The 21,161-nt window shown below is 68.1% G+C and carries 17 protein-coding genes and 2 pseudogenes; 12 read left to right on the top strand and 7 right to left on the bottom strand.

The features are described from left to right. Positions 1-447: 447 nt before the first annotated feature. Complete coding sequence (locus tag ACWC09_RS42185) at positions 448-1,389, bottom strand: LysR family transcriptional regulator (RefSeq protein WP_450856348.1); 942 nt, start codon at positions 1,387-1,389, stop codon at positions 448-450. Positions 1,390-1,864: 475 nt separating this feature from the next. Here ACWC09_RS42185 and ACWC09_RS42180 point away from each other — a divergent pair, with 475 nt between their 5' ends. Together ACWC09_RS42180 and ACWC09_RS42175 are read left to right on the top strand one after the other, a co-directional pair. After that, the gene (locus ACWC09_RS42180; protein WP_450856347.1) at positions 1,865-2,743 is read left to right on the top strand and encodes an ABC transporter substrate-binding protein; all 879 of its coding nucleotides are present in this window, start codon (positions 1,865-1,867) and stop codon (positions 2,741-2,743) included. Between the two features lie 135 nt (positions 2,744-2,878). Further along, a complete protein-coding gene (locus ACWC09_RS42175) occupies positions 2,879-3,676 on the top strand; it encodes a GntR family transcriptional regulator (protein WP_450856346.1) in 798 nt (265 codons plus the stop codon). Positions 3,677-3,889: 213 nt separating this feature from the next. Here the strand turns inward: ACWC09_RS42175 and ACWC09_RS42170 are convergent, their stop codons facing one another. Then, positions 3,890-4,804: a VOC family protein gene (locus ACWC09_RS42170; protein ID WP_450856345.1), complete on the bottom strand. Its 915-nt coding sequence runs from the start codon at positions 4,802-4,804 to the stop codon at positions 3,890-3,892. A gap of 592 nt (positions 4,805-5,396) precedes the next feature. Between ACWC09_RS42170 and ACWC09_RS42165 the strand changes: the two genes are divergently transcribed. Both ACWC09_RS42165 and ACWC09_RS42160 read left to right on the top strand, forming a co-directional pair. Then, entirely contained in the window at positions 5,397-6,293 is an 897-nt protein-coding gene (locus ACWC09_RS42165) for a fumarylacetoacetate hydrolase family protein (RefSeq protein ID WP_450856344.1), read from the top strand. Further along, positions 6,290-7,405: an alcohol dehydrogenase catalytic domain-containing protein gene (locus tag ACWC09_RS42160; RefSeq protein ID WP_450856343.1), complete on the top strand. Its 1,116-nt coding sequence runs from the start codon at positions 6,290-6,292 to the stop codon at positions 7,403-7,405. Before ACWC09_RS42165 ends, ACWC09_RS42160 begins: the two co-directional genes overlap by 4 nt. A gap of 323 nt (positions 7,406-7,728) precedes the next feature. Here ACWC09_RS42160 and ACWC09_RS42155 read toward each other — a convergent pair whose 3' ends face one another. From ACWC09_RS42155 to ACWC09_RS42140, 4 genes are read right to left on the bottom strand one after another with little or no spacing between them, the layout of a single operon-like run. Beyond that, on the bottom strand, positions 7,729-8,997 hold the full coding sequence (locus ACWC09_RS42155; RefSeq protein ID WP_450856342.1) for an FAD-dependent oxidoreductase: 1,269 nt from the start codon (positions 8,995-8,997) through the stop codon (positions 7,729-7,731). A 17-nt stretch (positions 8,998-9,014) separates the two neighbouring features. Next, on the bottom strand, positions 9,015-9,659 hold the full coding sequence (locus ACWC09_RS42150; protein WP_450856341.1) for a maleylpyruvate isomerase family mycothiol-dependent enzyme: 645 nt from the start codon (positions 9,657-9,659) through the stop codon (positions 9,015-9,017). After that, positions 9,656-10,492 (bottom strand): fumarylacetoacetate hydrolase family protein, encoded by an 837-nt coding sequence (locus ACWC09_RS42145; protein WP_450856340.1) that lies wholly within the window; start codon positions 10,490-10,492, stop codon positions 9,656-9,658. Before ACWC09_RS42145 ends, ACWC09_RS42150 begins: the two co-directional genes overlap by 4 nt. Continuing rightward, complete coding sequence (locus ACWC09_RS42140; protein ID WP_450856339.1) at positions 10,489-11,640, bottom strand: cupin domain-containing protein; 1,152 nt, start codon at positions 11,638-11,640, stop codon at positions 10,489-10,491. The genes ACWC09_RS42145 and ACWC09_RS42140 overlap by 4 nt, the downstream gene beginning before the upstream one ends. A gap of 79 nt (positions 11,641-11,719) precedes the next feature. Here ACWC09_RS42140 and ACWC09_RS42135 point away from each other — a divergent pair, with 79 nt between their 5' ends. Beyond that, entirely contained in the window at positions 11,720-12,508 is a 789-nt protein-coding gene (locus tag ACWC09_RS42135; protein ID WP_450856338.1) for an IclR family transcriptional regulator, read from the top strand. 90 nt (positions 12,509-12,598) lie between these two features. On the opposite strand, the gene ACWC09_RS42130 is transcribed toward ACWC09_RS42135, so the two are convergent. After that, positions 12,599-13,423, bottom strand: a complete 825-nt coding sequence (locus tag ACWC09_RS42130; protein WP_450856337.1) for a mycofactocin-coupled SDR family oxidoreductase — start codon at positions 13,421-13,423, stop codon at positions 12,599-12,601. Between the two features lie 510 nt (positions 13,424-13,933). Between ACWC09_RS42130 and ACWC09_RS42125 the strand changes: the two genes are divergently transcribed. From ACWC09_RS42125 to ACWC09_RS42095, 7 genes and pseudogenes are all read left to right on the top strand, one after another. Further along, a complete protein-coding gene (locus tag ACWC09_RS42125; protein WP_450856336.1) occupies positions 13,934-15,889 on the top strand; it encodes an acetoacetate--CoA ligase in 1,956 nt (651 codons plus the stop codon). Between the two features lie 92 nt (positions 15,890-15,981). Then, a complete protein-coding gene (locus tag ACWC09_RS42120) occupies positions 15,982-16,890 on the top strand; it encodes an NADP-dependent oxidoreductase (protein WP_450856335.1) in 909 nt (302 codons plus the stop codon). Between the two features lie 424 nt (positions 16,891-17,314). Continuing rightward, the gene (locus tag ACWC09_RS42115; RefSeq protein ID WP_450856334.1) at positions 17,315-18,388 is read left to right on the top strand and encodes a hypothetical protein; all 1,074 of its coding nucleotides are present in this window, start codon (positions 17,315-17,317) and stop codon (positions 18,386-18,388) included. 374 nt (positions 18,389-18,762) lie between these two features. Then, positions 18,763-19,389, top strand: a complete 627-nt coding sequence (locus ACWC09_RS42110) for an NAD(P)-dependent oxidoreductase (protein WP_450856333.1) — start codon at positions 18,763-18,765, stop codon at positions 19,387-19,389. A 182-nt stretch (positions 19,390-19,571) separates the two neighbouring features. Continuing rightward, positions 19,572-20,318: an SDR family oxidoreductase gene (locus tag ACWC09_RS42105; protein WP_450856332.1), complete on the top strand. Its 747-nt coding sequence runs from the start codon at positions 19,572-19,574 to the stop codon at positions 20,316-20,318. A 52-nt stretch (positions 20,319-20,370) separates the two neighbouring features. Continuing rightward, positions 20,371-20,754, top strand: a pseudogene (locus tag ACWC09_RS42100) (winged helix-turn-helix domain-containing protein); the annotation flags it as partial. Positions 20,755-21,008: 254 nt separating this feature from the next. After that, positions 21,009-21,161, top strand: a pseudogene (locus tag ACWC09_RS42095) (MarR family winged helix-turn-helix transcriptional regulator); the annotation flags it as partial.

Here is a 21,161-nt window from a genome sequence, read left to right as displayed (position 1 = left end):
TATGACGGGCCTGTAAAGAGCGGGGTGCAGGAAACCTGTATGCGGGTGGTCAGGAAAGCCCGTGATCACCCTTGTGGTCGCCCGGTGCGGTCGGCCCTCCGCGGCGGTCTCGGCTACCGCCCCGAAGGCGGCACTCGTTCAGGACGCCCCACGTCGCGATGGCTCTATGCGCGTCGGCAATACGGATCGCGCAGTCCGGGAGGTGTGGACAGGTGCCGCCTTGGAACCGGACGCAGACCCTTGGTCACGCGTTGGCTGCGGAACTCCTGGTGAGGGGGCGTAGTTTGGGATGTTCGGCTCTGACAGGTCGGTGGCACTCCGCCAGTCACCTGAAGTGTATGCATATCTGCGCCATGTGTGGCCACGTGGACCCGTCAAGCGTTCTCGCGCCCCGTTGCCGGACCCCCAGGCGTCAAGCGGCCGGGCCGACCCGTACGACCTCGGTGCTCAAGCGACGGCCTGGACGAGCTGGCTGCGCAGCCACGCCCGGCCGGGGTCGCCGGCGGTGCGCGGATTCCACACCAGATCCACTCCGAGCATGGGCAGGGGAACCGGCGACTCCATCACCCGCAGCCCGCTCGGAGCCGCCACCCGCTCCGCGAGCCGGCGCTGCAGCAGCGCGACCATGGGAGTGCCGCTCACCATCGAGGGGATCATCAGGAACTCGAAAACGACGATCCGCACGACGAGATCGGGGATCAGCCGGGCGAGTACCTGCTGGGCGCCGACTCGGACCCCTTCCGACTCGAACACCACGTGAGGCAGTCGGGCGAGGTCGTCGGCGGTCAGTGTCGCCCCGATGCGGTCATTGTTCGCGTCGGCGACCACGACCCAGTCCTCCTGGTAGAGCCGCTCCCTCGGCAGCCTGGTCGGCACGGTGTCAGGCAACAGCACCACGTCCGCGGCCGACTCGTTCAGGGTGAGGACCGCCGAGGGCTCGAACGCCTCCACATGGAGCCGGACACCTGGTGCGGACGCGGCGAGCGTGGCGCTCAGGGCGGGAAGGATGGTCAGGGCGGCGGCGCCGGCCGTCGCGATACGGAAGATGCGCTCCGAGGTCGCCGGATCGAACAGCGGCGAACTGAGCACCTGGTTGGTCGCGGTCTCCAGGATCAGGTTGACCGGGCCGATCAGTGCGCCGGCACGTGAGGTGAGTACGTACTCCCGGCCGACCCGGACGAGGAGTTCATCACCCAGCGTGCGCCGTAGGCGCCTCAGGGCGTTGCTCATGGCCGGTTGTGTCAGACCAACAGCCTGCGCGGCGTGCGTGACACTGCGGTGCTCGAGGAGGGCGGCAAGCAACGGGAGCAGATTGAGGTCCACGCGATGCAGGTCGGCCGTCGTGCTCGTGGCCCGCCAAGAAGTATTCACAACATCTATATATCGCATGGGTAACAGTCATTCGACTGATCGACCGGTGAGTGATTACCGTCGATACCGGTCAAGAGGAGACTCCGCGAAGCGAAAACCTCCTGCTCATCGCCGGGCCGGCCTCAATGGGTTGAGCGGCTGAGGCATCGAGACCCACAACCGCCCGCCCGCCGAGCCGGGGCCGACGCCGCCATCCCACGCAGAACGGAAGTCCTCGTTGTCGAAGATCGAGACGGACAAGCACGAACTCCGTGAACGCATGGAGAACCGGGGGTGGCGAACCGCTTCCGGTCGTCGGCGTCGCGCCGGTTCCTCGGCGCTCCATCTGGACCCGCAGCTGCTGGGTCTCTTCCCTGTCGGCCACCGCCATCTCGGCTATCTGCAGACGATGGCCGGAGCACGGAGCACCGGTCCCTGTATGTCGCTTGCGACGAGGGAACCACGCCCCGCAAGCCGGTCTCTGTCCTGCCTTTGATACGAAGGAACAGTGCCCATGCACAACGCCGAAATGTCTGCCACCCGACGGCTGACCGTGGGCGTCTTCCCCGGCGCCGGGGGCGTCCATCTGTACCACGCTCTCGACTCCGGCTACTTCCAGCAGGCCGGACTGGAGGTGAACCTCGTCGAGGTCATCTCCTCCGACCAGCAGATGAAGGGCTGGAACGACGGCGACTACGACATCATCCACACCTCTCCCGACCACCTGCTGAGAGGAATCCTGAAACGGGATCCCGTGGCCGTTCGGGCCGAGGGCATCGGTGAACTCGCCGTTCACCGCCGTTCCGGCTCACCGTTGTCGACGGACCGGTGGGCCGTCGACAACGCGCAAAGCGCCTTCGCGTTCGTGCTGCGTGCCGTACTCGCCGACGTCGCCGAGTCCCCCGTCACCGACAGCCAACTCGTCCCGGTCGGCGGAACGCTGCAAAGGTTCCAGGCCCTGCCGACAGGCGCCGTCGACGGGACCACACTCCATCCGCCCTTCGACGCCCTCGCCACCGAGAGGGGGTACCCGCGTCTCGGCGGCCACCTTCAGGTCGCGCCCGATCTCATCACCAACGTGGTCGTCACTCCGCGCGCCACAGGCCGCACCTGGCATACCCGTGCCTACCTCGAGGTCTGCCGCGCGAGCACCGCGGAACTACTGACCTCCGGGGCGGGGGGCACAGAGGCGGCTCTGGTACGGCGCGGTCTGCCGGCAGCCACCGCCCGGGCCGCGGTCACCGGTCTCCTCGGGCCCGCCGGCCTCTCCACCTCCCCCGATGTGACCCTGCGCGGCATGGAAGCGGTGGCCGACCTGCGCCGCCGCTTCAATCCTGGCTGGGAGCCCTCCTGTCCGCTCCAGTCCCTGATCGGCCCCAGCCAGGAGGGCTGAGCAGGAGCAGCCGTCGTGGTGAGTGCATACAGCCCGCCCCTGCTGAACCAGATCACATCAGGTCGTTACGGCAGGACCTGCTGCTTGCCGTCCTTTCGTGCACTTGACCTGCATACACCTGGGTAGACTCCTGGCATGGACAGGCGAAGTAACGTGCCCACGGAGCGGTCGGCGGAGAACGGAAGCAGGGCGCAAGTCCCATCCGGGCCGTCGAGCGGTACACCGGGGCAGGCCGCGGGCGGACGCCGACTGGCACTTGACGTTCACGGACAGCTGCGGGACATGATCCTCAGCGGCGAACTGCGTCCGGGGTCGGCGCTGCTCCAGGCCGAGATGGCGCGGCAGCTGGGCGTCAGCCGCACGCCGATGCGTGAGGCGTTCCGGTTGCTCCAGGAAGAAGGGCTCATCGAGGCGGAGCCCGATCAGCGAGCCAGGGTGCGGGCAGTGGATCCCCAGGACCTCGACGGTGTCTACGGGGCCCGCATCATGCTCGAAACACTCGCTGTGAGCATGACGGCCAAGTCGCTCACGGCCGAGGATCTTGAACACATGGGCGAAGTGCTGCAGCGCATGCGAGAACTGGCGGGCAACGACCAGTCGGACGAGTGGCACGCCGCGCACAAGGAGTTCCATCGCGTCGCGACCCAGTCCGTGGGGCCGCATCTGCAGCGCATGATCGCGTCGCTCGGCGAGCACGCCGAGCGCTACATCCGGCTGGCCCAGCTGGGCGTTCCCAGTTCGTGGGGCCGCGCACACACAGAGCACGAAGCGCTGCTGGAGGCGCTGCGGCTCAATGACCCGGCAGAAGCGGCACGCGTGATCGCCCGGCACCTCGCGCGTACCGCGTTGAATGTCCTGGCCGACATCGCCCCGGAGTACGAACCGGCGGCCACACGGACGGCACTGGGGATCGCCCGCAACGGTCACTCGTGATGCCGTGTCCGGCCCGACGGCGATGTCACCGCCACGCCGTCGGCATCATCGACGCGGATGAGGGCCAAACCGAGCGCTGAGAGGCACTCCGCCTTCCGGCCCGAGGTCCAGAGCGACCTTCCGGTGTGCCGGCCAATGCCGTCCTGCAGTGCGACCACAGCCACCCGAATATGCGGCAAGGTCTGCAGGGCATCCTCTTGGAGCCCTCTTGGGTCAGGCGGGCCCCTGCTCCTGGTTGGTGATGAAGTCGGCCGGCATCTCGGGGCACCACACGGCGGCCGGGCAGTCCCAGTCGCTCGGCTTCCAGTCCTCGGTGATGCGGTCCATGTCGCCGGAGTACTCGATCCAGCTGCCCCAGGGGTCCTGGATGTAATGGAAGAGGTTCGAGCCGAGGGTGTGACGGCCGAGGCCCCAGCCCTTCCGGTAGCCCGCCGCCGCCATGTTCTGCGCCCCCATGGCGATCTGGTCGATGTCGGCCACCATCCAGCTGGAGTGGTGCAACCCGGGCTGCGCCGCCGGGACGAATCCGAAGACGTGGTGGTCGCCGGGCCCTGAGTTCATGAACGTGGCGATGCCGCGGATACGGTCCGACAGGCCCAGCCCGAGGGTGCGGGTGTAGAAGGCCTCGGAGGCGTCCAGATCGGAGCTGAAGATCAGCATGTGCCCGAGCCGCTGGGGGCGGGGCTTCTCTGTCGCGGTCAGCCAGCGGGCCTGGTCGATCCGACGCACCCGGTCGCCGACGTTGGCATCCTGCGCGTCGGTGGTGCCGAAGGCGCGCCAGGGCGCGACCCCCTCGTCACGAAGGTTGATCAGGTTGCCCTCGTGATCGCGCAGCCACAGCCCGCCGGGCACGTCGGCGGGCGCGTCGAGCAGCTTCAGGCCGAGACCTTCCAGATGGCGCTGCCACTCGGGCAGCGAGCCCGGCTCCACGGCGAAGGCCACGTGGTGCAGCCGCTTGACCGGCCCCTCCATCAGCACCGTCTGGTCCTGCTCCCGGCCGTCGCAGCGGATCACCACCGCGTTGCCGCGCTCAGCCGTATCCAGTCCGAACGCGTTGTAGAAGTTCGCGCCCGTATCCAGCGAGGGCACCTCGAGTCCGTAGTGCAGAAGGCCTTTGACACGCAACATGTGCTCTCCTCGATTTCCGGACCCACGTTCCCACGAGCCCTATAAGTGTGTACACCTATGTTGGTGTAACGTCCAGGCATCTTGGGAACCTTTTCCGATTTGAAGCCGTAGGTCATGTCCGCCGTTTCCAGGACATCACAGGCTTCCCGTCGGGGGCCGAGGAAGGCCGGGCCGGCGATCGCCCGAGGCGCTGCAGGGGTGACGGCTCGCCCCGAGCCGCATGGCACGGTGCGGCTTCCCGGCCGCGATTACGGCGCAGATGCTGTGGTGTGCGGGGCGGCGCCGTGCGGACGCACCCCGATGTCGACCCTGTATCACCTGGTGGTAGCGCTGGCCGTGCCTCGCATTTGAGGCGATGGTACGTCGGCCGGTGGGCGCGCACCGGGCGACCAGGATTCGCCGGATCGTGCACCCCCTGCGATGTGGGCCGTCGGGCCGGCGGCCGCGGTCGAGGGGGCCGACCATGCCCCCACCCCGATCGATGGAAGCCGGCGTCCGTTACCACCTGCATGTCTTCCCCCGCCCCACTTCCCATCCTAATGTGTATGCACTATGGTCCTGCTGCTAACAGAGCCGCTTGTCGGAGGAACGCATGACGCCGCCTGAATGGGCCTTGGTGCAGTACCGGGTCGACGACTCGGAAAAGATCGCCGTCGGTGTGAGCGCCAAGGGGACCGTGGTCCAGGGGCCACCCTGCACCGAAGGCCTCACGCTGATGGAAGTGCTGGGCCGGTGGGACGCGCTCGCACCACTGTTGCGCGACTGGACGCCGACGGCGTCGGACGCCGTGGTCGGCGCCCGACTCGCCCCGCCGCTGACGTATCCGGGCAAGGTGCTCTGCGCGGGTGCCAACTATTGGGACCACATCGCCGAGATGGGCTGTGAACGCCCCGATGAGCTGAGTGACCCGTTCTTCTTCCTCAAGCCGCCGACGACGACCGTGACGGGACCGGGCGACCAGGTGCCGTTGCCCGCCCATCCGGGCTCCTGTGTCGACTGGGAGGCCGAACTGGCCGTCGTCATCGGCCGAGGCGGCCGCAACCTGACGCCCGAGCAGGCCATGGACCATGTGGCCGGCTACCTCGTGGCGAACGACATCTCGGCCCGGGACCGGATCAAGGCCGCCAACCCGGTCGCCGATCCGTTCGCCTTCGACTGGCTCGCGCACAAGGGCCAGGACGGCTTCTGCCCGCTCGGCCCCGGCATGGTCCCCGCCTGGCAGATCCCCGACCCGCAGAACCTGCGGATCCGGTTGCATATCAACGGAGTGCTGAAGCAGGATTCCTCCACCGCGCAGATGATGGTGAAGATCCCTGAGGTGATCGCGGCGGCCAGCCGCCTGACCCGACTGGAGCCCGGGGATGTCATCCTCACCGGCACACCGGCCGGCGTCGGTTTCCCCCGTGGCGAATTCCTCGCCGCCGGAGACGAAGTAGTCGTCGAGATCGAGGGCATAGGCCTCCTGGAAAACACGGTGGTGGCGTCATGAGCAGCACTTCGACCGCTCCCCGGCTGGGCTGGCCGGAACCGCTGCCGGTTCCGGCGACCATGCGAGCCATGCTGTTCCGTCGGTTCGGACCTCCCGACGTCCTGGAGCAGGCCACGATCGACACGCCCCGCCCCGGCCCCGGTGAGGTGCTCGTGCAGGTCGCCGCGGTCGGCATCGGCCGGCTGCTCGACCTCACGGCACGTGCGGGCGACCACCCCTACGCCACCATCACGCCGCCCCACGTCCTGGGCGCGGACCATTCCGGCGTCGTCGCCGCGCTGGGAGAGGGCGTGGACTCCGTCCGGGTGGGGGACCGCGTGGCCGTGCTGCCTGCGGTCTCGTGCGGTCACTGCCACCTCTGCGCGGAAGGCCGCGAGGAAGTCTGCGACGAACTGACCGTGATTGGCACACACCGCCCCGGCGCCTACGCGGAGTACTGCGCGGTGCCCGCTCGCAACGTCCATGAGGTGCCGGACGGCATTCCGGCCGCGATGGCGGCCTCGCTGGCACTCCTCGGCGCGGTGGCCGCCAACCAGCTGACCCAGGCGGGGCTCCGCCCCGGGCACTGGGTACTCATCCAGGGCGCCGCCTCCGCGCTCGGCGCCACCACGGGTGCCTTCGCCCAGCACCTCGGCGCCAGGATCATCGCCACCTCCCGCTCGCCGGAGAAACGCCGGGCACTGGCCGCCGCGGGAGCCGACGTCGTGCTCGACGGCACTGCCCCGGACTTCGTGGAACGAGTGCGCGAGGTCACTGGCGGCTACGGCGTCGACATCGCCGTCGACAACCTCGGTGACCCGGCCCTCTGGGACGCCACCATCGGCACCCTGGCCCGCGGCGGGACCGTGGTCACTTCCGGTGCCTTCCTCGGCGGCCAGGTCAAGATAGACCTGCGGAGGGTCTACTCCGACTGCTACCGCATCATCGGTGTACGAACCGGGAACGCGGCCGCGGTGAAGGAACTGTGGACGCAGGTGGAGCGCGGATTCCGTGCCGTCCTCGACCGCACGTTCCCCATTGCCCGTGCCGCTGACGCCCACCGCTACATGGAGGACGACAACAACATCGGACGTGTGGCACTCACCCTGGACCCGGGAGACTGGGAGGCCTGAGAACACGGCTCCTGCCCCATGGTCCGTCCGCCGCCGTATCGCTGACGTCTCACGCGATGGAGCGACTCCGCCCCCGGAACAGCCGACGGCCGTGCCCCGGGGGCATTCCTCCCGGCGAAATCCTCGCCCCGCCATGCACCACGATCTGCACTGAGGGGATCGTTCGGCGCGGCATCACTCGATTCAGCACCGGGCGCCGCAGAAATCCCGGCGCGTTCGAGAGCGCTGCTCCCCGCTGTCGACCACGCTCAGGCTATTGGCCGCGTTCCAAGCGGGCTCCGGCTCGCACGAGTCCTGAAGGCCGGAGCCGACGCGCACGCGGTTCAGACCCGCACCGAGTCCAGCGGGATCGTCGGATACATGGGCGGCTCCTGGTCGGGAGTCAGCGCCGTGGGGCCGTAGACCCAGTCCATGAAGGCGTAGTCGTACGTGTCGCGGGCGCGCAACACGGCGTTGCGCTGTTCCCGCTTGGTGCCGGAGTGGTGCCACAGTTCGCCCCAGGGTCGTGCGGTGAGGACCACTCGGCGGCAGTGTTCGGGGCGTACGGCCTCGTAGGCGGCGAGTGCCGTCTCCCAGTCGACACCGGAACCCCGCGCGGACCGCTTCGCGAGCTGTGCGCCCACGTGTTGGGCCAGCACCCAGCCGTCCTCGACGGCCATGACGGCGCCCTGGGCCATGTACTGCAGCGGCGGGTGGGCCGCGTCGCCGAGCAGGGCGATGCGGCCGGTGACCCACTTCATGAGCGGCTCACGGTCGAACATCCGCCACCAGCGGTCGCGCCACATCGACGGCAGGCCCTTCTGGACCGGGCCGCACATTCCCTCGAAGGCCCGGTCGAGTTCGTCCGGGGTGCCCCAGTCGTCCTGGCCGGCCAGGGCCTTCGGCGACCGGAACACCGCGACCTGGTTGAACATCCGGCCGCCGCGCAGCGGGTACTGGACGAAGTGGCAGTGCGGTCCGACGTACAGCACGACGTCTTTCTCGTGAACGTCGTTGGCGCGCACCTGCTCGATGGGGACCGCGCCACGGTAGGCGACGTACGCCGAGTTGACGGGTTCGTCGTCGACGAGCAGGGTTCGCGCGATGGAGTGCAGCCCGTCGGCGGCGAGGACGACCTCGGCCTCGTCGCTCCGGCCGTCGGCGAAGGTGACACACGCGCCGCCCTCGATGTTCTCGTACGTCACGCAGCGCGTGCCGGTCACCAGTTCCACTCCCGCCCGCTCGCAGCCGCGCAGGAGGACGCCGTGCAGGTCGCTCCGGTGGGTCACCAGGTACGGGAAGCCGTACCGGCGTTCCATGTCCTTGAGGTCGACCCGGGTCAGCTCGCTCGCGTCGAGGGCGTCCTTCATGATCATGTGCTCGGGCAGGACGCCGAGTCCGACGACCTCGTCCAAGAGCCCGTAGTCGTGCAGGATCCGCGTGCAGTTCGGCGCGAGCTGCAGTCCCGCCCCGACCTCGCCGAACTCCGGGGCCTGCTCGTAGAGGCGGACTCGCAGGCCCTGGAGGGTGAGTGCCAGCGCGGCCGAGAGACCGCCGATTCCGCCACCGACGACCAGTACGTCGGGGCGGCGGGGGGTGTCTGTGGTGTTCATGTCTCGCTCCCGAGGGATCACAGCCACGGAGTCAGGGGTTCGGCCGGGGAGCCGTTGTCGGTCGTCACGCCGGTGTACGGGCGGCCCGCCAGATAGGCGGTGATGTCGGCGTCGCTGCCCTGGACGGCTGGGACGGTGTCGCTGCCGCGCCTGCCGACGATGTCGTGACGCAGTTCGGCGAGGAACTCCTCGGGCAGGTCGGCGAATCGGATACCCGTGTCCAGGTCGACGGCATGCACCATGACCTCCCTGGTGCGCATCCACGGGACCTCACTCGCCGGAACGGTCCGCCCTTGGGCGGTAAGTACCTCCGCCTGCCACTGCTCCTCGGCCAGGTCGGACATCGCGTAGGCCAGCAGTTGCGCCGACTCCTCGAACCAGGCGGTGAGCCATGCGGCGGGCAGCCGCGCGCCCGACTCGATGTCCGCCAGGCGTTGTTCCGGCGAGCTGTACATCGGGGTGGGCTCACCGGTGCGTGCCCAGTGCATGAGGTTCCTGAGGGCCCGAGCGTTGCCGGCCACATGGGCCACGACGTGCCCCCGGGTCCAGCCGGGGAGCGACGAGGGCGCGCCGTACGCCTCCTCGTCGAGGTCGGCGACGGCCTTGCGGCACAGGTCGGTTCCCTCGGCCGCCCAGGTCAGCGTCGTCCGGAGGGTTCTCATCGTGCCCCCTCGGAGACGACGCGGTTCTCGAGGCGGCCCAGGCCCTCGATCTCGGTGACGATGGTGTCGCCCTCGTGGAGGAACACCTGCGGCTTGCGGGCGTGGCCGACGCCGCCGGGGGTGCCGGTGGCGATGATGTCGCCGGGGTTGAGGCGGATCATCGTGGAGACGTAGCGGACCAGGTGCACCGGGTCGAAGAGCAGGTCGCCGGTATTGTCCTGCTGCATGACCTGGCCGTTGACCTCGCAGCGGATGTCGAGCGCGGGGCGCGGGCCGCCGACCTCGTCGGTGGTGACCAGGAACGGACCGAGCGGGGTGGTGGAGTCCCAGTTCTTGCCCTGGAGCCACTCGCGGGTGCGGAACTGCCAGTCGCGGCAGGTGACGTCGTTGAGGACGGTGAAACCCGCGATGGCGGCCTCCGCCTCGGCTTCACTCGCGCGCCGGACCTGTCGGCCGACGACCACGGCGAGTTCGGCCTCCCAGTCGAACTGCTCGGTCTCCACCGGACGCCGTACGTCGTCGAGGGCGCCGACGAGGGTGTCCGCGAACTTGCAGAAGAGGGTGGGGTATTCGGGCAGGTCGCGGCCCATCTCCTTGATGTGCTTCTGGTAGTTGAGGCCGACGCACACCACCTTGGTGGGGCGGGGCACGAGTGGGGCGAACTCGGCGTCCGTGCCCGCGTACTGCTGACCGTCGGCCGCGGCCGCGGCCTCCAGACCGCCGGCCGATGCCAGTACGGCGCCCACGTCCGGCAGCCCGAGCTCGACGAGGGCGTCGCCCTCGACGCGAACCGCCGTGGTGCGGTTGCCGATTCGGATGGTGGCGAGCTTCACGCGTTCTCCTCGATGTGGGTGCGGAACAGGGCGAGCTTGGTGAACAGCGGGGCGTCGCTGAACTGGAACAGATCGAGCGCGCCGGAGTCGGAGTCGGACGGCGAGGCCTCGGACCGGATCGACAGGGGCTGCCAGGAGGGGACGACGAAGAGGTCGCCGCGCTGGACCGACCAGGAGAAGTCGCCCACGGTCACTCGGCCGGAACCGTCGAAGACCTGGTAGACCGACGAACCCGTCTCGCGGCGCGGAGCGGTCTCCGCGCCGCGGACGATGCGGTGGAACTGGGCGCGGATGGTGGGCAGGACGTCGCCGGCCGTGGTGGGGTTGGTATAGCGCACCAGCGCGTGGCCGGGTCCGACGGTGCCGGGGTGGCCCTGGCGTTCCAGCTCCAGCTGGTCGGTGAGCGCGGCGTGGGTGTCCACCCAGCGGTAGCACAGCAGGGGAGTGCCCTCCCGGCGCCCGAGCTGCGAGACCGGTGCCAGTCCCGGGTGGCCCCACAGGTGCTCCGAACGCGACCGCTCGGGCGTCGCGTGCTCCTCCTGGGACAACTCGTCCCGGCCGAAGTCGAAGAACTGCGCCTCGATGTCGTACTGGAAGGGAATGTCGAGACCGTCGATCCACGCCATGGGCGTGCTCGCCGAGTTGTGGTGGGCGTGCCAGTTCATGCCGGCCTGCGGCAGGAAGTCGCCCCGGCGCATGGGCACCGGGTCGCGCTCGACGACCGTCCACACGCCTTCGCCCTCCACCACGAAGCGGAAGGCGTTCTGGGTGTGCCGGTGCTCGGGTGCGTTCTCGCCGGGCATCAGGTACTGGATGGCAGCCCACAGGGTCGGAGTCGCGTAGGGCCTGCCGCCCAGGCTCGGGTTGGCCAGGGCCATGGCCCGACGCTCTCCGCCTCGGCCCACCGGCACGAGGCCGCCGGACCGGGCGGCCAGCTCGACCAGCGACTTCCACTCCCACAGGTGCGGTTGCGCCTTCGACCGCGGATGCTCGGGCATCAGGTCGCCGATCCGGGTCCACAGCGGCACCAGGAGGGCCTTCTCGAAGTCCCGGTAGAGGTCCTCCAGCTCGGGCGTGACGGGCGGCTGGTCCGGCCGGTCCTCGGCGGTGAGGTGCAGGGGGGAGACGACGTCGTCCTCTTCGCTCATACCCCCACCGTGCGTCGCCTTCCCCTCCCTGGAACAGTAGATTCTGTTCAGCAGAACAGACCTGGGAGAGGCGGCACCCGTGGCCAAGTCGATGAAGAACCCGCCTGCCTACGGGGTGACGAGCGTGGACCATGCCCTCCAGCTGGCGGTGATACTGCAAGTGGAGGGACCGCTCACCGTGTCGGAGGCCGCCCGGCGGCTCGGAGTGGCCCGCTCCAGTGCTCACCGGCTGCTCTCCACACTCGTGTACCGGGACTTCGCGGTACAGAACGACGACCGCAGCTATCGGGTCGGCCCGGTGCTGGAGATGGCGGCCAAAGCCCAGTCGAACGTCAGCGCCCTCCGGTCTGCAGCCCTCGGCCCGTTGCAGACCCTCGTCGACACTCTCGACGAGACCGCGAACCTCACCATCCGCACCGGCCGTACCGTCCGCTTCATCGCCTCGATCGAATGCGGACAGGCCCTCCGCGTCGGCAACAGGGAGGGCATGGTCTTCCCCGCACACCAAGTGAGCGGAGGCCTGGTCATGCTGGCCGCCCTCACCGACGACGAGGTGACCGCGCTCTACACCGACCTCCCGGCCGATGCGACCGAAGACCGCCCGGACCTCACGGAGTTGCACGCCGAGCTCCGGGTCGTTCGGCGAAGCGGCGTCGCCGTCAACCTGGAGCGATCCGAGCGCGGTGTCGTCGCCATCGGGTGCGGGGTGACCGACCGGAGTGGCACCACGATCGCGGCCCTGTCGGTGTCCCTGCCCAGCGTGCGGTACTCGGCAGGCCGGGTGAAGAGGCTCGTGGCGGCCCTGACCGCCGCAGCGGACGGTGTCTCAGTCGCACTGGACGGGGCACGGGACTCCCGGCGGCGATGAGTCGGCTGCGATCCTGCCGTCACCCTCGGCCCGTGCCGGTCACCGGCGACGAATGGGTCGTCCGACGTGCTGCCGTCGCCGCGGACGAAGTCATCCGTTCAGATACCCGCCGTCGACAGGCATGGTGATGCCCGTGATGTAACGCGCTTCGTCCGAAGCCAGAAAGACGACGGCGTTGCTGACATCGGCCGGGGCGAGCAGTGCCACGGGCAGCGGGTTGGCGAACCTCGCGTTGGCGGTGACTTCCGGATGCTCCTCGACGAACTGCTGAAACTCGGGATTCGTCACCATCGGGGTCTCGACGCCACCCGGGTTCACGGTGTTGACCCGGATCGAGTGTCGGGCGAACTCGGACGCATAGCGCCGCATGAGGCCGACGAGTCCGTGCTTCGAGGCGCTGTAGGCCAGGTTGCCGGGGTGGGCGTTGATGCCGAGGCTGCTCAGGCCCGCGGCCGAACTGGTGATGATGATCGAGCCGCCGGCACCGCGCTCGATCATCCCCGGAGTGCACACCTCGATCGTGTTCCAGGCGCCCGTGAGATTGACGGCGATCGTGTCGAACCAGGCACTCTCCTCGACTCCTTGGTGGATCCAGCTGTTGATACCGGCGTTGCACACCACGATGTCGACCTGGCCGAACGCGGCGACGCCGGCGTCGTACACGTTTCGCAGCGTGCCCCGGTCACGGACGTCGGCCGGCTGGGCCACGATCTCGCCACCCTCGGCCTGGACGAGTCGGACGGTCTCGTCGAGATCCTGCTTGGTGGCGAGGGAGTAGTACACGCTCGGGATCTGGTCGCAGAGGTCCGAGGCGATGATCTTCGCGCCCTCCTGAGCCAGCCGAATCGCATGCGACCGGCCCTGTCCACGTGCGGCACCGGTGATGAAGGCGACCTTGTCGTCGAGTCGTCCCATGAGTGGTTCTCCCTTCTCCTGTGCCCGCCCGGTCAGGCCAACGGCTTGGCGTGAAACATTGAATCATTGAATATTTGATTCCGGTAACCCTCTGGTGAGCGAGCACATCGCCGGTGTCCGGCGCGACGAACTGGGTGACTTCGCGAGCTGTGCCGTCGGCATCGTGATGGCCGAGGTACACGCGACTCCTGATGGACCTTGAAATATTGAATGTTTGGTGATTTGCTGCAGAATGAAGCCGAGGCAACGACTCGATCCGGCAATGGAGCCGACGGGCTCCTGTCCGCGGCAGAAAGGTGCAGGGCCGATGTTCGATCTCACCAAGGCATGGGCGGAGTTGCCGTCGGAGGTCACGCTGTTCCGGATCGGCGGAGACCTGCGTCTTGACCATGGTTGTGGTGAAGCGGCGGGGAGTATCGCTTTCGCGGCCCGGTCCACGTCGTCAGGACCGGCCCAGCTCAGTCGGCGACCGGTTGTGTGCAGGGCGCGCGCCCTGGTGGAGCCGCGGCGATGACCGGGCAGGTGCTGTGGGAGCCGACGCCCGAGTCCGTGGCGGCCAGCAGGATCGGCCGCTACGCCACCTGGCTGGACGAGTCGAGAGGGAGGGACTTCGCCGACTACCAGGAGCTCTGGCAGTGGTCGGTGGACGACCTCGACGGCTTCTGGCAGTCGATCTGGCACCATTTCGACATCCTCGCCGACGGCGACCCGACCGTGGTGCTCGCCAGTCGCTCGATGCCGGGAGCACGCTGGTTTCCCGACGTGCGACTCAACTACGCCGAGAACATGTTGCGCGGCAGTGACCACGATGTAGTGGTGACCGCATTGTCACAGACGCGCGGCGAGATCCGGCTGACGCGAGCCGCACTGCGCGACGCGGTCGCCCGTGTGGGCGCGGCGCTCCGCCGTCTCGGCGTCGGCAGGGGAGATCGCGTCGTGGCGTACCTGCCGAACATCCCCGAGACACTCATCGCGATGCTGGCGACGACGAGCATCGGCGCCACCTGGGCAGTGTGCGCGCCCGAGCTCGGTACGCAGAGCGTCCTCGACCGACTGACCCAGCTCGAACCGAAGGTTCTGCTCGCCGTCGACGGCTACCGGTACGGCGACAAGGACATCGATCGGCGGCCCGAAGTCGACAGGATCCGCGGCGCTCTGCCAAGCCTCGCGGTCACGGTCGCCGTTCCCTATCTGTTCCCGGAGGACGCACCCGCGGACCTCCTGCGCTGGGAGGAACTGCTGGCCGAGCCGGCGCGGCCGAAGTTCGAGCGGGTCCCCTTCGACCATCCACTGTGGGTGCTGTTCTCGTCGGGCACGACCGGCCTGCCCAAGGCGATCACGCACTCGCACGGCGGCATGACGCTCGAGTACGCGAAGGCTCTTGCGCTCCAGTGCGACCTCGGCCCTCACGACAGGTTCTTCGTCTACACCACGACCACCTGGATGATGTGGAACTTTCAGGTGTCAGGGCTGCTGACCGGGGCGATGATCGTGCTGTTCGACGGAAACCCGGCATACCCGGACGCCGCCGGCCTGTGGCGCGTCGTCGAAGACACAGGCGTGACGGTCTTCGGCTGCGGCGCGGCCTTCCTGGTGGGTTGCCGCAAGGCGGGGATGCGACCAGGTGATCATTTCGACCTGTCCCGTCTGAGAGGGATGGTCTCGACCGGCTCGCCCCTCCCCGCGGAGGCCTTCCAGTGGGTGTACGGCGCGGTGAATCCCACCGTGCTCCTGCAGTCCTCCAGCGGCGGCACCGACGTGGCCACCGCGTTCGTCGGAGGAAACCCGATGCTTCCGGTGCACGCCGGGGAGATCGCGACTCGGATGCTGGGAGTGAACGCGCAGGCCTTCGATGAGGACGGCAGCCCGGTCGTCGGACAGCCCGGAGAGTTCGTCGTCACCGAGCCGATGCCCTCGATGCCGGTCTTCTTCTGGAACGACCCTGATGGCAAGAAATACCGGCAGGCGTACTTCGACCGCTATCCCGGCGTGTGGTGCCATGGGGACTGGGCGACTTTCAGCGCAAGCGGTGCATGTGTGATCACAGGCCGCTCCGACGGCACCCTCAACCGTGGCGGTATCCGTCTGGGCACGAGCGAGTTCTACTCCGTGCTCGGCGAGGTCGTCGGGGTTGCCGACAGCCTCGTCGTCCACATCGACGACCCGTCCGGCGGACCCGGGACGCTGATCCTCTTCGTCGAGCCCGCCTCGCCGACGGCAGAGGTGGACGAAGAGCTTCGATCACGCATCGTCTCGGCGCTTCGAGAGCGGCTCTCACCGCGGCATGTGCCGGACGAGGTCATCGCCGTACCGGCCATCCCGTACAACCTGACCGGAAAAAAGCTGGAGATACCGGTCAAGCGGCTCCTTCAAGGGCACCCACGCCCGGCGGTGGTGTCCGAGGGGGCGGTCCGCAACCCCGAGTCCCTCGAAGCCTTCAGCCGTCTGGCCGAGAAGCGCGAGTGACCCCTGTCGTCCTCCGCGGGCTCACGACGACAGAGGACTTCGATCCCGCACAAACCCAGTTCAGAGCAAGGATGCGAGAGGTAGAAGCGGTCATGAAGGCCATTGTGTTCAACGAGTACGGCGGTAGCGAGGTTCTGCGGGTGGCGGAGACCGAGGAACCGCATGCGGGCCCCGGCCAGATCCGGTTGAAGGTGGTGACCGCGTCCGTCAACCCTCTGGACTCCAGGGTGCGCCGGGGCTGGTTGCAGGACATGTTCCCCCTCTCCTTCCCTGCGGTAGCCGGTGCCGAGGCGGCCGGGATCGTGGACGAGGTGGGTGAGGGTGTGACCGGTGTCTCGGTGGGGGACGAGGTGCTGGGCTGGACCGATACCGGTTCCTACGCCGAGTACGCCCTGAGCGCGAACTTCGCGCCCAAGCCCGCCGGACTCGGCTGGGAGACGGCTGCCGCGCTGCCCGTGGCCGTCGAAACCTGCGACCGCGTGCTCGACATCCTCAAGCCGACCGAAGGGGAGACCCTGCTGATCCACGGGGCAGCCGGGGTGGTGGGCTCTGTGGGGGTTCAGCTCGCCGTGTCCCGCGGCGTCGTCGTGGTCGGTACCGCCTCCGAGGCCAACCACGACTACCTGCGCTCCCTCGGTGCGATCCCCGTCACCTACGGCGAGGGCCTGGCCGACCGGGTCCGTGCCGCCGCTCCGCAGGGCATCGACGCCGTCTTCGACGCCACCGGTCACGACGTGCTGGAAGCGTCCGTCGAACTGCGCGGCGGAACCACCGACCGCATCGTCACCATCGCCGACCCTCGCGCCGCCGAACTGGGCATCATCCTCTCCGGAGGCCCCACCCGCCCGTTCGGACCGCAGCTCGCCGACTACGCCCGTCTCGCGGCCGAGGGCCGGCTGAGCGTCCGGATCGACCAGACGCTGCCGCTCACCGAGGCCGCCAGGGCCCAGGACCTCAGCGAAGCCGGACACTCACGCGGCAAGCTCATCCTGCACCCCTGACACGGTGCGGTGTACCGAGCACTGCTGGCTTCCTTCGCCTGAAGCAAACCCGCGTCCGGCGAACCTGAGCAGGCCGCCCTCGCCCTGGTCAACCGGGAGCGACGCTGGGTCATGCACGAGCAGGAGACCCTGGACAGCTGGACCAACGGGCGGGTGACGCCGCTCGGCGACACCGCCCACCCGACGGCTCAGCACCATGGCGCCGACCTAGCCACCATGCGACGTACTCGCCTGCAGTTGAGCTGCTGTCATCCGGCCAACCCGGCAGAGAAGGGCGAAGACATGAGAGGTGTCGGGTCGAGCCCCCCCTCGCACCCGGTGGGCACGGACACCAACAGGGGACTGCACGTCGGAACAGTGTCGCCGGATCGCCGCGGGGCAAGCGCCCTTACGCCGCAGGCTGCTGCCCGAAACCATCAAACCGGTGCTTTCCCTCGCCGTGGATGCGGCAGTGGGAGTACGGCCCAGAACATCGTCGTCGCCGGAGGCTGACACATTTATGAGCGCACGGCAAAACATCCACCTGACGCTTGCCATCAATGATTCCGACCAGGTTCGTGATCTCGTCACCGGCCGTGTGCCCACCGACGGGATCGACCTCACGTGCCTGCTCTACGAGGTGGAGGAGATCTTCTTTCGGTTCACGAAGTTCCGGGAATGGGACATCTCCGAGATGTCCCTGGGCAAGTACTGCTCACTCGTGGCCGACGGCGACGACTCCTTGGTCGGTCTGCCGGTCTTTCCTTCACGGTCGTTCCGGCATTCGGGGATTTTCATCCGCAGCGATGGACCGCTGGATAATCCTGCCGCACTCGGCCAGGCCCGAATCGGCATTCCCGAGTGGACTGTTACAGCCACGGTGTACCAGCGGGCGTTGCTTCAGCATGAATACGGCATAGATCTCACCCAGGTGCAGTGGGTTCAAGGCGGGATCAACGAAGCGGGCCGGATCGAAACCCTTCCCATAAACCTTCCCGCAGGTGTGAAGGTCCATCCTGAGCGAGAACGTTCTCTGAACGAGCTACTTCTCCGTGGCGAACTCGACGCCATCCTGGTTCCACACCCACCCGAGGGGTTTACCGACGGCTCTGGTCGCATCGTGCAGCTGTTCAGTGAGAGTCAGTCGGTCGAGGAAGACTACTACCGGCGTACCGGAGTTTTCCCCATCATGCACCTGATCGTGCTCAGAGCGGACGTGTACAAGCGCCATCCCTGGGCGGCCGGGAATCTCGCCAAGGCATTCAACATCGCAAAGAACCGCAGTCTGGTGCGCCTACGCGATTCCACTGCACCGCATTTCCCGCTGCCGTGGGGCCCGGATATAACTCGCTCTGCTGAGGGAATATTCGGTCCCGATCTCTGGCCCTATGGCATCGAACCCAACCGGGCCACGATCGACGCCTTTCTCCGCTTCGCTCACGAGCAGGGCTTGACGGCGCTGCGGCTGAGTTGTGAAGACCTGTTTCCGCCACCGGTCCGCGAGACCTATGTAATCTGACGCACGGCTGCGGCGCGTGAGCCCGGGCGAGGCCGACGGCGACATTGATCGCCCTCCCTTCATCACCGGGCGCCGACATGGACGGAAGCGCCACTCCGGACGGGGTGTCCCATCCAACGATCCGCCCGCCCGCCACGGGCGTTCGAAGTTCGCCGCCCACCGCGCTGATCGGACCCGCGAATTGCGCGGGACCGGCGCTCCACACTGACCGCACACCGGACGTAATCGGGCCGAGGGACGGCACGGTGCTGCAGGGTCCCTCTCCCGCCTGGAGGAGAACACAGCCGACGCCGCTCACCCTCACCGAGGAAGAGCGCGCCCACCTCGCCTGATGCCGACCTCACCCGACTTCGTAGACGAAAGATGGCCATACCATGAAGCTGTTGATCCTCGGTGCGACCGGACCCACCGGTCGTCATGTCGTCGACCTTGCCCTGCGCTCGGGTGACCAAGTCACCGCCCTGGTCCGTAACCCGGCGGGGCTGGGCGACCTGGCGGACCAGGTCACCGTGGTAACCGGCGACGCGACCTCCCGTCGCGACGTCGCCGCTGCCCTGGCCGGACAGGACGCTGTCATCTCCGCTCTGGGCAGAGGCAAGTCGGCGGCCGCCGACGCCCTCTTCACAGGCTCCTCGGCGGCCCTGATCGCCGCGGCCGGGGAAACGGGCGTCTCCCGCCTCATCTGGTTGTCGTCGTTCGGCGTGGGCCACACTTACGCGTGGTCGAGCGGTTTCCAGAAGGTGATGTACCGCACCTTCCTCCGGTGGCTCTACGAGAACAAGGAAGTCGCCGACGACAGCATCCGCTCAAGCGACCTCGACTGGACCGTCGTCTACCCGACCATGCTGACCCATGGCCCGGCCAGGGGCACGTACCGCGCGGATGACCGGCTGCCGATGAAGGGCAACCCCAAGATCAGCCGGGCGGACGTCGCCGCCTTCATGCACCAGGCGGCACACGGAAGCGAGTGGATCCGCCGCTCGGCCGTCATCTCCGACTGACCGTGCTCACCCCGTCTCATGACTGTCGTTGTAGGCGGGCGCAGCTTGCTGCTCGCTACAACGGTCTGCCCTGGGACGTGTCGTGACGATCGTCAACTTGAACACTCGATCTCGCCCTGGCCGCACGGAGCGGCTTCCAGGCGCCCGCCGAGATGGAAAACGCAACGAGGAGTCTACGCATCGTGAACAGGCTTGCAGGAAAGGTAGTTCTTATCAGCGGAGGCGCACGCGGGATGGGTGCGGCTCACGCTCGTGCGGTTGTTGCCGAAGGCGGGCAGGTCGTCGTCGGGGACATCCTGGATGGCGAAGGTGAAGCCCTAGCCCAAGAGATAGGCAGCGAGAACGCCGTCTTCGCGCACCTTGACGTGACCAGCTATTCCTCTTGGGAAGCTGCCGTCAAGACGGCGACGGACACGTTCGGCTCCCTCACGACGCTTGTGAACAACGCCGGCATCCTGAGCTTCGGAACGCTGGAGGACTGCAGTGTCAGTGACTGGGAGAAGATCATTTCTGTCAACCTGACGGGTCAGTTCCTGGGAGCCAAGGCTGCACGTGCCAGCCTGGTTTCGGCCGCGCCTGCCTCCATCATCAATATCTCGTCGGTGGCGGGCTTCCGTGGCTTCGCCGGCCTCTTGGGCTACAACGCCTCCAAGCACGCCATACGTGGCCTCACCAAGTCCTTGGCCCTGGAACTCGCTCCGGTCGGCGTCCGCGTCAACTCGGTGCATCCGGGGGCTGTGGCGACGGCGATGATCCAGGGCCTGGGCGGCGACGCTGAGCCGAACCCCATGAACAGGATCGCGGATCCCGCGGAACTCTCGGGAATCGTGGTCTACCTCGCCAGCGACGAGTCGAGCTTCGCAACCGGTGCTGAGTTCGTCGTCGACGGAGGTGAACTGGCCGGTGGTGGAACCATCAACGCCGGTTGATCAAAGCCGATGAGAGGCGCGGCATTTGGCTCGGGACACGGGGCGAGCTTGATGCGGGTCAACTGCGCGCTCTGGAGGCAGCGTGGGAAGCCGGTCCGGCCTCGAGTGCACCCCGGCCGGGCTGGACCGGCTGCTGCACCGCATCGGCTGGAGCGTTCAGATCCCGACCCGTGAAGCCACCGAGGGGACGAGTTGAAGATCGCCGCAGGGCCTGGGGCCGCCCAAGGGACGCACCTGGGGCCACCGCGGCCCCACACCGGTCGCGAAGGTCCCCGCCGCCGGCACGAAACATGTCTCGATGGCCCCGCTGATCTGCACCAAAGACAGCCGCAGGCCACAACTGATCTACCGCATCCACCTCGACCGCGGCCCCGCCACGAACCGGCACAAGGGCTTCACCGAGACCGACTACGCCCGCCTGCTGGACGCCGCACACCACGCACGAGCCGATCGCCGCCCGATCATGGCTGACGGGCAAGGAGTCCGAGTACCTGCACCCCCCGAGCGTCCGGGGCGTTCAATGGGGCGGGCTTGGTCGTCCGGTGAGGTGTACGCGGCAGCCCGGACCGAGGGGGCCGCTTGCCGCTCGGGTCACGTCCGCTCGACTGATCCAGCCGACCCCGCCGCCGCGCCCGTCCCGTACATGATCGGTACGGTGGTGCCGGGACGACGAGAGGGGGCGGTGCGGCCGTGGGTGAGCAAGCGGACATCAGGACGGCGAAGGAGGCCGCCGACCATGAGCTCATTCTGGCGTTCGGCCGGCTGCAAGGGGCGGCCAACCGGCTGGAGTACATCCTCGGCCGGGCGCTCGAAGTGGAGTGCGGCGTCAGCCACTTGATGTTC

The organism is Streptomyces sp. NPDC001617, from assembly GCF_053596855.1.
The sequence above is the reverse complement of the archived record's forward strand: the minus strand, read 5'-3'. Positions and strand labels throughout refer to the sequence as shown.